This is a genomic window from Pedobacter frigiditerrae (genome assembly GCF_032678705.1).
Taxonomy (GTDB): domain Bacteria; phylum Bacteroidota; class Bacteroidia; order Sphingobacteriales; family Sphingobacteriaceae; genus Pedobacter; species Pedobacter frigiditerrae_A.
Genome location: NZ_JAVTSS010000001.1, coordinates 156850 through 169842 on the forward strand (window position 1 = coordinate 156850; position 12993 = coordinate 169842).

At 34.7% G+C, this 12993-nt stretch carries 12 protein-coding genes; 8 read left to right on the top strand and 4 right to left on the bottom strand.

The genetic code is table 11. The features are described from left to right. Positions 1 to 10: 10 nt before the first annotated feature. The 4 genes from R2Q59_RS00635 (at position 11) to ispG (ending at position 5234) form a co-directional block, all read left to right on the top strand. On the top strand, positions 11 to 985 hold the full coding sequence (locus tag R2Q59_RS00635) for a LiaF transmembrane domain-containing protein (RefSeq protein ID WP_316773049.1): 975 nt from the start codon (positions 11 to 13) through the stop codon (positions 983 to 985). Positions 986 to 1151: 166 nt separating this feature from the next. Next, positions 1152 to 1757, top strand: coding sequence for an RDD family protein (locus tag R2Q59_RS00640; protein ID WP_316782689.1), 606 nt, complete (start codon positions 1152 to 1154; stop codon positions 1755 to 1757). Positions 1758 to 1813: 56 nt separating this feature from the next. Further along, the gene (locus R2Q59_RS00645) at positions 1814 to 3160 is read left to right on the top strand and encodes an alpha/beta hydrolase (RefSeq protein WP_316773055.1); all 1347 of its coding nucleotides are present in this window, start codon (positions 1814 to 1816) and stop codon (positions 3158 to 3160) included. 91 nt (positions 3161 to 3251) lie between these two features. After that, positions 3252 to 5234, top strand: a complete 1983-nt coding sequence (gene ispG / locus R2Q59_RS00650) for a (E)-4-hydroxy-3-methylbut-2-enyl-diphosphate synthase (protein WP_316782692.1) — start codon at positions 3252 to 3254, stop codon at positions 5232 to 5234. Between the two features lie 44 nt (positions 5235 to 5278). Here ispG and R2Q59_RS00655 read toward each other — a convergent pair whose 3' ends face one another. Continuing rightward, positions 5279 to 5695, bottom strand: coding sequence for a secondary thiamine-phosphate synthase enzyme YjbQ (locus R2Q59_RS00655; protein WP_316773064.1), 417 nt, complete (start codon positions 5693 to 5695; stop codon positions 5279 to 5281). Positions 5696 to 5792: 97 nt separating this feature from the next. Then, positions 5793 to 6155: a cupin domain-containing protein gene (locus R2Q59_RS00660; RefSeq protein WP_316782695.1), complete on the bottom strand. Its 363-nt coding sequence runs from the start codon at positions 6153 to 6155 to the stop codon at positions 5793 to 5795. A 159-nt stretch (positions 6156 to 6314) separates the two neighbouring features. Between R2Q59_RS00660 and R2Q59_RS00665 the strand changes: the two genes are divergently transcribed. Next, positions 6315 to 7703 carry a HAMP domain-containing sensor histidine kinase gene (locus tag R2Q59_RS00665; protein ID WP_316782698.1) on the top strand — a complete coding sequence of 463 codons (1389 nt, stop codon included), beginning with the start codon at positions 6315 to 6317 and terminating at the stop codon, positions 7701 to 7703. A gap of 3 nt (positions 7704 to 7706) precedes the next feature. On the opposite strand, the gene R2Q59_RS00670 is transcribed toward R2Q59_RS00665, so the two are convergent. Then, complete coding sequence (locus R2Q59_RS00670) at positions 7707 to 8012, bottom strand: hypothetical protein (RefSeq protein ID WP_316782701.1); 306 nt, start codon at positions 8010 to 8012, stop codon at positions 7707 to 7709. Beyond that, entirely contained in the window at positions 8003 to 8539 is a 537-nt protein-coding gene (locus R2Q59_RS00675; protein ID WP_316782704.1) for an alpha/beta hydrolase family protein, read from the bottom strand. The genes R2Q59_RS00670 and R2Q59_RS00675 overlap by 10 nt, the downstream gene beginning before the upstream one ends. Positions 8540 to 8712: 173 nt before the next feature. Between R2Q59_RS00675 and hemA the strand changes: the two genes are divergently transcribed. The 3 genes from hemA to hemB all read left to right on the top strand — a co-directional run bounded on the left by hemA (position 8713) and on the right by hemB (position 12918). Then, positions 8713 to 9939 carry a glutamyl-tRNA reductase gene (gene hemA, locus R2Q59_RS00680; RefSeq protein ID WP_316782707.1) on the top strand — a complete coding sequence of 409 codons (1227 nt, stop codon included), beginning with the start codon at positions 8713 to 8715 and terminating at the stop codon, positions 9937 to 9939. 151 nt (positions 9940 to 10090) lie between these two features. Further along, positions 10091 to 11662, top strand: coding sequence for a hydroxymethylbilane synthase (gene hemC / locus R2Q59_RS00685; protein WP_316782710.1), 1572 nt, complete (start codon positions 10091 to 10093; stop codon positions 11660 to 11662). A 290-nt stretch (positions 11663 to 11952) separates the two neighbouring features. After that, positions 11953 to 12918 (top strand): porphobilinogen synthase, encoded by a 966-nt coding sequence (gene hemB, locus R2Q59_RS00690; RefSeq protein WP_316773083.1) that lies wholly within the window; start codon positions 11953 to 11955, stop codon positions 12916 to 12918. Positions 12919 to 12993: the final 75 nt, after the last annotated feature.

A 12993-nucleotide genomic window follows, 5' to 3' on the forward strand; every position in this document is an offset into this window, starting at 1 on the left:
TATTTAAGATATGAAATTTGATAAAGTAATATGGGGTGTGCTACTATTGTTTATTGGTGGCGTGCTATTGTTAGAAAATTTTAATGTAATTGATTTTTATTGGGGAAATGTATGGGATTTCTGGCCAGTATTTATCATCATCATGGGTGTTAATATCCTATTTAATAGAGGCGAATCGCAAACTGGAAGTATCATGTCATTAGGTATTTTGGTTGTAGCACTTGGATTTTTATTCTTCAGAGGACAAGAAAGAGCTTCACATCGTTTTTGGTGGGGAAATCATAGAGATAGAGTGGATAGATACGAGCATTATGACAACAATGATGATGAAGATAACGATAACGACAGTGATGTAAAAGAAAACTACTCTGCTGCTTTTGATGCAGGGGATGAAGCGAGAAGAACTGTTTTAAATCTTTCTGGCGGTGGGACTTCATTCAAATTAGAAGGACAGACAGATAGTTTATTTACCGCTCAAGTTAGTGGAAAAAACCATCATTTTGGTATTACAAAAACAACTTCCGACAGTGTAAATACGGTTGCTTTTAAAATGCAAGATAAAGGCCGTCATAAATCATGGAATATTGGAAATGGAAACGATGTTAAACTATACATGAACACAGCGCCTAATTGGGAATTGCAATTAAATATGGGCGCTGGTAGTATGGATTTAGATTTAACCGACTATAAAGTTAGAACCTTAAATTTTGATGGTGGTGCGGCAGAATTAGATATCAAAATAGGTAGTTTATTGCCAATTGCAGATGTGAATGTTAAATCTGGTTTAGCGGATGTGAAAATTAAAATTCCAGAAGGTTCAGGTTGCAGAATTAAAACAAAAACTGGCTTATCAACCAAAGATTTTAATGGTTTTACTAAGCTTAGTGATGGCGTTTACGAAACACCTAACTATAAAACCTCAACCAATAAGATATTCATCAACCTAGATGGTGGCTTGAGTAGCTTCGAAGTAGATAGATATTAAAAGGTCGAAGGTTAAAAGGTAGAGGGTTTAAGGTTATATAAATAGCGTAAAGACAAAATGTTTAGTAGTTTTGTTTTTACGCTATTTGTTTGTTATCACAAATCTAGTAGCCATTTAAAATTATAAATGCTAGGCCCTCTCCTGCGGGGAGGGTTGGGAGGGGATTATGCAAGAATACACAGTCGTTATTAATGGGAAACCCGAAGGCCCGTATGCTTTACAAGAGCTGCAAAGGCTAAATATAAAACCAGGCACTTTCATTCGTAAACCTGGAATGGACGATTATAAGGAAGCTCACGAATTTGAAGAGTTACGTGAACTTTTAGGTTTTAGCTTTCAACAAACTGCACCACAATATTTTGCATCGTTCGACCAACGTTTAATGGCCTCGGTTATAGATTATTTCTTGCTATTGATTTGTTATGTGGCCATCGTTCTTATTGCTTATATATTTGTCGACCAAAAAATGTTCAGAATCGGAACGGCATTATTCTTATTGATTTTAGTTCCAGTAGCAAAAATTATTTATGCTAGCATAGCTGAAGCTTCCGTAAAACAAGCAACAATTGGTAAGCGTATGATGGATATAAAAGTTACAGATTTAAATGGTAGCCGATTGACCTTGGGAAATTCCATTGGTAGGAATTTAGGCAAGCTTATTTCTAATGCAACGCTCGGCATTGGCTATCTTTTTTGTTTCCTCAATAAAAAGCAACAATGTTTACATGATATAATGGCAGAAACTTTGGTAACTAAACAAAGATTGATATAACCGTTAAAATTAGTTAAATATCTTTCTGTAAATTGATTATTGAATAAATTGGCTTTATGAAACAACTGTTGCTAATTTCATCATTTCTATTTTGTATTTCTGTAGTCTCTGCACAATCCACAAATAATCTTTTAAATCCAAAAATTGATGATTACAATTTAGATTTTGAGAATTTAATACCGAACACAAATAAAGCTCAGGTTTGGTTTACCAAAAACAAAACCAATGAAATTTCTATTGAAACAGATACGGTTCAAAGATATACTGGAAAACGGTCTTTATTGATTGAAAACGCTAACGATAAACCGCTCATCTATCTACAATCTGGAATTTTTATCCCTTCAAAATATGAAGGCAAGGAAATAGAAATTAGGTTTCATGCAAAATTTAAAGATGTAGTTAATCACGTCGATTTTATCATGCGAACCAATGATGAAGATAATGATTTACTACAGTTCACAAATTCTTTAAAAAAGAGAATATTTGGAAGCAGCGATTGGAAGGAATACATTATCAAATTACCGTTGCAACCAGAAACCAGAAATATTTGGTTTTGGCCCACTCTTTATGGTTCGGGTAAGTTATGGATCGATAATGTAAAAATAATTATCGATGGAAAGGATATCAGTTTAGCTAAAGTTAAGGAAAACTATAATCCGAATGTCAAACCAGTTAATTATGGACAAAATTCATCAACAGGGAAAAAAGTTAAAGTTACGGATGCAGAAATTTATTATGAGATATATGGAGAAGGCGAACCACTCTTATTGCTTCATGGCAATAGCCAATCAATTAAGGCTTTCAAAAAGCAAATAAAAGAATTTGCTAAGTTTTACCAAGTCGTTGCAGTAGATACTCGTGGACAAGGTAATAGTACAGATTTAAGGAAAGGAAATTTATCTTATAATTTATATGCTGATGATATGAAAACGCTACTTGATTCGCTGAAAATTAAAAAGGCAAATATTGTGGGATGGAGTGATGGTGGAAATACAGGATTAATTATGGCATCCAAATATCAAAGTTATGTTAACAAATTAGCTGTTACAGGGGCGTGTACAAATCCTAAGACGGCAGTATCAGAAAATACACTAAACGAGGTAAGGAAAGCGATTGAGGCTTTAAGAACAAATAAAGATGAAAAATCCAAATACCAAGTTAAGCTATTTACGATGTTGCTAACTGAACCGAATATTACATCGTCTGATTTAAAAAATATAAAAGCCAAAGTTTTAGTAATGGCAGGAGAAAAGGATATGATTTTGGAAACCCAGACGAAATTTATCGCTGATAATATCTCGAATTCCAAATCATACATCTTTAAAAATGCCAGCCATGATGTCCCATTTGAAAGTGCTAAAGAATTCAATGAAGTAGTTTTAAATTTTTTGAAAATGAAATAGCTAGAGAGTGTCCAGTCACCTAACAACCTCTGCAACAATTTAACAATCCAACAATATAACAATTCAACAATTCAACCTATCTTTGCAACGTATGCAAGAACTAATTAAACCAAATCAATTAGAAGGCGGTTATTGTAACAGTTTAACCCAATATGCTAGATTTTTAACCCGCGAAGTTAAGATAGGAAATGTCCCAATGGGAGGTTTAAATCCAATTCGTATCCAGTCTATGACAACCACAGACACAATGGATACTTTGGGTACAGTTGAGCAAACCATCAGAATGGTAGAGTCTGGTTGCGAATATGTTCGTATTACTGCGCCAAGCATTAAAGAGGCAGAAAATTTAGCCAATATCAAAAAAGAATTAAGAGCTCGTGGTTACGATGTGCCGTTAATTGCCGACATCCATTTTACGCCAAACGCTGCTGAATCTGCCGCTCGAATTGTAGAAAAAGTTCGTGTTAACCCTGGTAACTATGCTGATAAAAAGAAGTTTGAAAATCTAGAATATACTACTGATGCTTATCAAGCAGAGCTTGAAAGAATTTATAAAAAATTTACGCCGCTTGTAAAAATTTGTAAAGAATACGGCACTGCAATGAGAATTGGTACCAATCATGGTTCTCTTTCAGACAGAATAATGAGCCATTATGGCGATACACCAAGAGGAATGGTTGAATCTGCAATGGAATTCATCCGCATGTGCGAAAGCTTAAATTATTACAATTTGTGTATTTCTATGAAGGCTAGTAATACGCAAGTAATGGTGCAAGCCTATCGTTTATTGGTAGAAACCATGGTTAAGGAAGGGATGAATTATCCTTTGCATTTAGGCGTTACTGAGGCAGGTGATGGAGAAGATGGGAGAATTAAATCTGCAGTTGGTATTGGAACTTTACTAGCCGACGGATTAGGAGATACCATTCGTGTTTCTTTAACCGAAGACCCAGAATTTGAAGCGCCAGTTGCAAGAGCTTTGGCAGATAGATTTGAAAGGAAAGCTGAAAGCGGAAAGCAGAAAGCAGAAAGCACATCTTCCATTTTACATCTTCCTTCTTCCACATATTCTCCTTACCAATACAGTCGTCGCATTACAACCCCCGTTCAACAAATAGGCGGGCACTTTCACCCAGTGGTGATGATTGATGTAACGAAACAAAATTTAAAAGATCCTTATTTTTTAAGTCCTTTGGGTTATAATTACAGTGCTGGCTTGGATAAATATAACCTATCAGACCAAGCCTGCGATTTAGTTTATTTAGGCGATAAGCTACCTTCATTTTCGTTTCCTGGCAATTTAAAACAGGTTTACAATTATCAAACTTGGCTTAATTTAAAAGATAAACACAATTGTTATCCGTTATTAACTGAAAAGGAATTTTTAGAGGTAGAAGGATGGAAGGTAGAAGGTTTGTGTTTTGTTATGGTAAATGCTGAACAATTCAACAATTCAACAATTCAACAATTTAATAATTCCACCATAGTCATCTTAGAAACTTCACAAGATCTAGGTATGCAAAAGCAAAGGGAGTTTTTTGTCGCTTTGCAACAGCAAAATATTCAAGTACCAGTAATTATAAAAAGAACTTATAACAATGTTGATGCTGACCAATTGATGTTATATGCCGCAAGTGATTTAGGCGCATTATTAACTGATGGTTTTGGTGATGGTGTTTGGATAGATGCACCCGAAGCAATCGAATTATCGTTGGTAAACTCTACAAGTTTTGGCATTTTACAAGCTACAAGAACTCGTATTTCTAAAACAGAGTACATTTCTTGTCCAAGTTGCGGCCGTACTTTGTTCGATTTACAAGAAACCACGCAAGCTATACGGGCAAGAACATCTCATTTAAAAGGTATCAAGATCGGGATTATGGGTTGTATTGTAAATGGTCCAGGCGAAATGGCTGATGCTGATTATGGCTATGTTGGGGCTGGTGTTGATCGAATTACGCTTTATCGTGGACAAGAAGTGGTTAAGAAAAATGTAAAAACCGCAAATGCTATTAATGAACTTATCGAAATTATTAGGGAAGACGGGAACTGGGTGGAGACGGTTGCCAATTAACAGTTGTTTGTTAAAACTGTTCACTGCCTTCTGAATGACAAACCTTAAACCCCCCAAGCCGTAATCACCACATTTCTATTGCCACCATAATTTCTATGTTCGCATAAGTAAATCCCTTGCCAAGTTCCTAAGGCAGGTCTTCCATTTCTTAAAGGAATTAGAACTGAAGTATCTAGCAACGCTGATTTGATGTGTGCTGGCATATCATCAGAACCTTCGTAATCATGTTTATAATCTGGATCTTTTTCTGGAACTGCCTTGTTAAACCACATTTCAAAATCCTTGCGTACAGTTGGGTCGGCATTTTCATTAATGGTTAATGAAGCTGAGGTATGCAATATGAAAACTTGCATCATTCCAATTTTCAAATCCTTAATTTCAGGAATAGCTTGAAGAATTTCATCAGTTATCAGATGAAATCCTCTACTTCTTGCTTTTAAACTAATTGTTTTTTGAAACATTTGCTATGTGAAATAATAGAAATACGTCACCCTGAATTTATTTCAGGGTCTTTCCTGCAAGACAGATGCTGAAATGAATTCAGCATGACGAGCTATTTTAATATTTAAAATCTTCTCTTCCCGGACTAAAAATATCTAATAAAGTACAATCCGTAACCGCTCTTCCGCCATGTGGCACATTACCAGGAATTAGAACAAACTTTCCAGTGTCTAAAATTTGGGTTACTTCCCCAACAGTCATCTCGAATTGTCCCTTTAAAACAAAAGCACATTGATGGTGAGGATGCCTGTGGATTGGAGAGTCGCTGCCAGCTTCAATCTCAATAAAATTGATGGTGTTGTTTTCTGTATGAATAAGCTTAGAAAAGAAGCCTGGGCTCATCTCCTTAACTTCAATATCTGCAAATTGGCGAAAAATTTCTTCGTTCATGATCTTTAAATAGAAAACAAAGGTATTCATTTTTGAATTTCTTATTAAGAAATTGGTTTGTATTAATATTTAAGTGAATTAAGATATGGATTAATTAATCTTCATCATTTTTACTTAACCTTTTTAATTAAAAGTAGTTAGCAATGATAAAAATTATAAGAAATTGTTTAGTTTCAATAAATTTTACGAATGACTTTTAAAGCGCAAAGTAGGCTAGTAGTATTTTTGGTGTCTCTAACTTCCTTAATTCTTATATTGTTTAATATTTATTCATCTAGAATTAAATCAGGTGTTAGGTCTTATATTAATGGCGAGTCGGCCTATTCTAAAGGTCAAAAAGATGCACTCCTAAATTTAAGCTATTACTTAAATACACAAGATATCTCTTATTGGAACAGGTACAAAGAATCTTTAAAAGTGCCAATGAGTGATAATTTAGCTCGTCATGCAATGGTTAATAATGAGCCAGATTCAGTAGCTTTTAATCATTTTATTAATGGAAAAGTTCACCCATCAGACATAGATAATATCATGTGGATGTTTAAAAATTTTAAAAACGTAAAAGAATTTAAAGAAGCGGTTGATTTATGGGCAAAATCAGAGATTGTTTTAATTGATATAAATAGAGATGCAGAACGATTTAAACAAAGTATTGACATAAAACTTAAAGAACAACTTTCTTTAAAAATATCTATATCCAATACCAAACTCACAGAGTTAGAGACAAATTTTTCTAAAAACCTGAGTAACTTGGCTAGAAAAATTGAAAAACTACTAAACTGGGTAAATGCATTAGTTACAATCATAATGATTGGAAGTTTATCAGCTTATTTAATGTTAGTAATAGCTAAATTGTATAAATCTAAAGGAGAACTTAAAGAAAGTTACGATAAGGTTTTCGACTTAAATTTAGAGCTGGATACTTTTGTTTATAGTTTGTCTCATGATTTAAGGGCACCTTTAACTTCATTACAAGGTTTAGTTAAATTTTCATCCCTAGAAACCGATATAAAATCCATTAAAGAGAATATGGGTTTGATGGATAAGTTATTAGATAAACAGGATGTTTTTATTAAAGATGTTATTTCTCTCCTGCAGCGAAGAAATCTTTCTCCGCAACCAAAAAAGATGAATTTAAAGGAATTAATTGAAGATGCCTTCTCCTTGAATAGACATAATGCGGACAACAAACAAGTGAGAACTGAACTTCAGATGCCAAATAATTTAGAAGAAATTAATAGCGATATCGTCTTTATTAAAATCATTATTAATAATCTTATCTCTAATGCATTTAAGTATAGCGACGCTACAAAAGAATATCAATTTATTAAAGTAAGGGTAAAAAGCGATGACAATAATTTAGTGATAAAAATAGAAGATAATGGTATCGGTATCTCTGAAGAATACCATCAAAAGGTTTTTGATATGTTTTATATACTCGATTCCCGTAAAAGAGGGACAGGTTTGGGTCTATATATCATTAAACAATCTGTTGACAAGCTAGGCGGAACCATTGCTTTAGATTCGATTCTGGGAGTAGGAAGTAAATTTACCATCACCTTACCTAAGTTTAATTAGTTATTATTTTACTAAAGCCTCGTTCAAAAACATCAAGCTCTTTTCACAAACCTGTAAAAGTTGAGCGGGCAAAGTTTCTTTTTCATACGGATGAGATGCACCATAAACATGGTTTGCTCCCTCAATTTTTGCTAGCCTACTATTTGGGTTTGCATTAGCTAATTTTTGTGCAGTCTCAAAAGGAACGTTTACATCATCATCGCCCTGCACAATTAACCAAGGAATAGTAATTTGTTTGGCTGCGGTTAAGATAGCTAACTTTTCCTTGTTGGCTTCAAAATCTTCGAGTAAGGTTAAATTTAAAGGCATTTCTCTTTAGTTCTAGCATTTACTACGTGGATTTTTCCTTCTTTTTTCCATTCTAATTCCTGTTCTTTTTTCCATAGACTGCTGAAATCTGCAATCGAGCTCCAAGTAATTAATCCTTTAACATGCGGGTTGTTTGCTGCTTGTAAAATGCTTAATCCACCACCACGACTATGGCCAATTAAAAACACTTCTTTTACGCCTAAATTTTCTACCGCATAGTTAATCACTAAATCAATATCAAGCATTTCCTTAGAAAAAGTGTTGGTTGCAAATGTTTCCATATCGCTCACATCATTCGGTTTATCTAGCGTTACTCCACAGTGTGATAAATTAAATTTTAAATAGCGAAAACCATTTTGAGCAAAATAGCGAGCAGTTAAATGATGAGCTCCCCAATCTTTAAAACCCTTAAAGCCGTGTACAAAAATTACCAATGGTGCTTTTGTGTTTTTATCGTCATAAGTTAGGTCGCCTAAAATGATTTTCTGATTAGCGCCAGCCAGTGAAAAGTTTTCTTGATGTATCATAATATGCCTCTCAATTGTTATTTAGCAATATAACAATTTTAAAAATGTATTGATTTGTTAATTCTATATTAATTTAAAACCTTTCTAAATTAGGCTAAATTACAGCCTAATGACAGATATACGGGTTTACGTTTTTACTTTTGTTTCGCTAAAAATAATACGCTGTACCCATTTTGGAATATTTAAAGATTATTGCATTTACACATCAGCAGATAGACCTAAAAGCTTTAGGTAAATTAGTTATATGTGAGCAAACGCTGGATGATAGGTTGAGGAATATCCAATCAGAGTTAAATATCAAAGAGATATTTTACGTTGGTACCTGTAACCGCGTAGAATTTATTTTTACTTCTGCTGATGAAGTTAACAAAGCTTTCATCAATCGCTTTTTACATGTTTTAGATATGGGCTTGCCCGAAGAATACATGGAACAATTCATCGAAAATGTTTCTGTATTTGAAAAAGTGGAGGCTTTTAATCATTTGTTGCGTATTTCTTGTTCTTTAGAAAGTTTAGTAGTTGGAGAAAAAGAAATTCTTGCCCAAATTCGTAAAGCTTATGAAGCTTGCCGAGTTGCTGGTTTTACTGGCGATTACATGCGCATGATCATGAATCGTGTAGTTAAAACTGCAAAAGAGGTTTATACCAATACCAATATCTCAAAAAATCCCGTTTCAATCGTTTCTCTGGCTTATCGCAAATTGCGTGAATTAAACATGTGCGGTAATTCTCGATTGCTAATTATCGGTGCTGGCGAAACCAATAAAAACATTGCTCAATACCTTAAAAAGCATAAATATTCTAATTTCTCTATTTTTAATAGAACTATTGAAAAGGCAGAAGTTCTGGCAAAGGATTTAAACGGAACTGCCTATCCATTGTCTGCTTTGGCAGATTACGATCAAGGTTTTGATGTGATTATTACTTGTACAGGCGCTACAGAACCAATCATTACAGAAGAAATTTATGCCAAATTGTTAAAAGGTGATACTTGCAAAAAAGTAATCGTTGATTTAGCAATTCCAAATGATACTGCTCCATCAGTAGTAAAAAATTTCCCTCTACACTATATCGAGGTAGAAACGCTAAAAGAAGTTGCTCGTAAAAATATTCAAGAACGTTATGATGAGTTGGTAAACGCCGAACACATTATAGATGAAAACATTAAGGATTTCGAATCCGTTTTACGTCAGCGTAAAATTGAAATTGCCATGAGCGATGTGCCGCAAAAAATTAAGGATATCAAACATAAAGCTATCAATGCTGTTTTTGCAGACGAGATCAATATGATGGATGATAATTCTAGGGCAGTTTTAGAGCGGGTAATGGATTACATGGAGAAAAAATGTATCACTATCCCAATGGTGATGGCAAAAGAAATTCTGGTTAAAAACAGTTAAATAGATATGCGTATTGAGATATGAGATTTGAGACAATAATCAAATCAATTTTCTTATCTTCTTTGCGCTCTTAGCGTCTTTGCGGTTAAAACAACTCAAAGCATATAACCCTTTCAAAATTTTATTAATTTAGCAGAAAACTAAGCATAAGGTGAAGAAACTAATAATCGGTACACGCGGAAGCGATTTGGCATTATGGCAAGCTAACAATACAAAAGATAGGTTGGCGAGCATCGGAATAGAGGCAGAATTAAAAATCATTAAAACGCAGGGCGATAAAATATTAAACCTTAGACTTGACAAATTAGAAGGTAAAGGTTTCTTTACCAAAGAATTAGAAGAGGAATTATTGGGCGGAATGATTGATATTGCTGTTCACTCTCATAAAGATTTACCAACAACCAACCCAGCTGGATTAATCATTGCTGCGGTTACTGAACGTGAAGACCCAGCAGAATTATTGTTGATTTTGAAGGATACGGTTGAAGTTAGCAACAAACTTTCTTTAAAAAAAGGAGCAATGGTTGGTACATCATCCAATCGCCGTAAAGCTCAGTTATTAGCTTTACGCCCAGATTTAAACATTGAAGATTTACGTGGTAACGTACCAACACGCATTCAAAAATTACGTGATGAAAATTATGATGCTATTATGTTAGCAAAAGCTGGTGTAAATAGATTAAATATAGATTTAAGTGAATTTCACGTAGAAGTTGTGGATACAACGGAATTAGTTCCAGCACCGGCACAAGGTGCTTTAGCGATTCAAATTCGCGAAAATGATACTGAACTTTTTACTGCCTTACAACAAATACATGATTCGGCAACAGCCGAAGAAATTGCCGTCGAACGTAAGGTTTTAAACTTGTTTGAAGGTGGTTGCCACATGCCTTTAGGGTGTTATTGTAAAAAGGAAAATGGCTTATTTGAAGTATGGACTTCTAAAGCAGAAACTGATGAGGATTTCCCTGACCGTTTATTCTTAAGGTCTGAAACGACAGAAGGTTTAGCAGAAAAAATTGTAGCTAAGTTTAATAAAGAAAGAAAATTGCCTGCTAAGGTTTTCATATCTAGAGAAATTGGAGAACATAGCTATTTCAGAAAAGCTTTAGCAAAACACGATATAGAAATAGATGGACGTTCGTTAATTAGAACATTCCCAATTGTAAATACCCTAGACCCATTTTACTTAAAAAACATCGACTGGATATTCTTTAGCAGTAGAAATGGAGTCGAATATTTCTTTAAATTGAATCCTGTTTTAGCTAAAAAAGTACAGTTTGGTGTGGTTGGTCGTGGTTCTGAAGATACTTTGAGGAAATTCGGTCACTTGGCAGATTTTGTAGGCGAAAGTGGAGACATTGTAGAAGTTGCAGAAGAATTTGCAAAATTAGTTGCTGGTCAGACGGTATTATTTCCAAGAGCTCAAGACTCACTTTTAACTATTCAAAAATCTTTAGGTACAGATACAAAAATTGTTGACTTGCCAATTTACGAAACTGTGGTAGCTGATGATATTGATGGCACAACTGCCGAAGTTTTAATTTTTACCAGTCCAAGTAACGTTGATGCCTATTTTGCAGATAATTTATTAGACCCAGAACAAAAGGTAATTGCAATTGGTAACTCAACAGGTAAGAAGTTTGAAGAAATGGGCGTAAAATATACCTTGCCATATTCTCCAGATGAAATTGGTTTGGCAGAAGCTGTTTTTGGAATATAAAGAAAGGTAAAAGGTAGGACGGTTGAAGGCGGGTGGTTTTCCAACTGTGAGGGGAATTCCACTCTCTTAGAGGGGTGCCTGAAAGGTGGGGTGTTTTTTAGATTTTCAGCACAGAAATTTCTTAGTTAAACCTGATTGTACGGAAAGCTCCCGATTTTTCATCGGGACTTGGAGGGAAAGCAGGACTGCCTAAACAAAAGAACCACTGTCACTGCTTTTCTAAAAAATGATATTTAGGTTATCATACTAAATTTTAAAATAAATAGGTTTGCAGTTTCAATACCAAATTTATGCACAGACCACGTAGGTTAAGAAAAAATCCAGTTGTTAGAGAGTTAATTGCCGAAACGCGATTGTCAAAGGATATGTTTATCTATCCTTATTTTGTAGTTCCTGGAACTGGTGTTACAAAAGCAATTGATGCGATGCCAGGCGTTAACCATTTTTCTACAGATACTTTACTTAAAGACGTTGAAAAAGGATTAAAACTGGGTGTAAATAAAATTATGCTTTTTGGTGTTGGGGATGAGAAAAGTGAAGATGCAAAATCTGCTTACGACCCACACTCATTGGTCCCTGTTTCAGTTAGGGAATTAAAGAAAAACTTTGGTGATGATTTATATGTAGTAACAGATGTTTGTGTTTGTTCTTACACCACTCACGGTCATTGCGGCATCATGAAAGATGATTATATCCAAAATGATTTGTCGGTTGATTTGATTGCGAAGATGGCTTTAAATCACGCAGAAGCAGGCGCCGATATGTTAGCACCGTCTGATATGATGGATGGTAGAGTAGCAGCAATTAGACATAAATTAGACGGGAGCGGTTTTGTAAACACGGCCATCATGAGTCATGCTACCAAATTTGCATCAGCATATTATGGTCCGTTTAGAGAAGCTGCAGATTGCGCACCAAATAAAGGCGACCGGAAAGCTTATCAAATGGATTTCAGAAATGGAACCGAAGCAGTTAGAGAGGCATTGTTAGATGAAAGTGAAGGTGCAGATGTATTGATGGTTAAACCAGCTTTGGCTTATTTAGATATCATTAGTAAATTAAAACAAAACAGCGATTTGCCAATTGCTTGTTACAACGTATCGGGAGAATACTCGATGATTAAAGCTGCGGCACAAAGAGGTTGGATAGATGAACAAAAAGTAGTAATGGAAACGATGCACGCCTTTGCAAGAGCAGGAGCAAGCATTATAACCACTTACCACATTAGAGATATAGTAGAGAATAATTGGATGTAATTTAAGCTGAAAGCTTAAAGCAGAAAGACTAAAGCATCGAAATAGGCGTATAGTTTTTCGCTTTTACCTTTGGCC

What these genes read in the sequence shown, in the direction of transcription:
- R2Q59_RS00635 (WP_316773049.1), top strand. Translation starts at nt 11, where the DNA reads ATGAAATTTGATAAAGTAATATGGGGTGTGCTACTATTGTTTATTGGT.
- R2Q59_RS00640 (WP_316782689.1), top strand. Translation starts at nt 1,152, where the DNA reads ATGCAAGAATACACAGTCGTTATTAATGGGAAACCCGAAGGCCCGTAT.
- R2Q59_RS00645 (WP_316773055.1), top strand. Translation starts at nt 1,814, where the DNA reads ATGAAACAACTGTTGCTAATTTCATCATTTCTATTTTGTATTTCTGTA.
- ispG (WP_316782692.1), top strand. Translation starts at nt 3,252, where the DNA reads ATGCAAGAACTAATTAAACCAAATCAATTAGAAGGCGGTTATTGTAAC.
- R2Q59_RS00655 (WP_316773064.1), bottom strand. Translation starts at nt 5,695, where the DNA reads ATGTTTCAAAAAACAATTAGTTTAAAAGCAAGAAGTAGAGGATTTCAT.
- R2Q59_RS00660 (WP_316782695.1), bottom strand. Translation starts at nt 6,155, where the DNA reads ATGAATACCTTTGTTTTCTATTTAAAGATCATGAACGAAGAAATTTTT.
- R2Q59_RS00665 (WP_316782698.1), top strand. Translation starts at nt 6,315, where the DNA reads ATGACTTTTAAAGCGCAAAGTAGGCTAGTAGTATTTTTGGTGTCTCTA.
- R2Q59_RS00670 (WP_316782701.1), bottom strand. Translation starts at nt 8,012, where the DNA reads ATGCCTTTAAATTTAACCTTACTCGAAGATTTTGAAGCCAACAAGGAA.
- R2Q59_RS00675 (WP_316782704.1), bottom strand. Translation starts at nt 8,539, where the DNA reads ATGATACATCAAGAAAACTTTTCACTGGCTGGCGCTAATCAGAAAATC.
- hemB (WP_316773083.1), top strand. Translation starts at nt 11,953, where the DNA reads ATGCACAGACCACGTAGGTTAAGAAAAAATCCAGTTGTTAGAGAGTTA.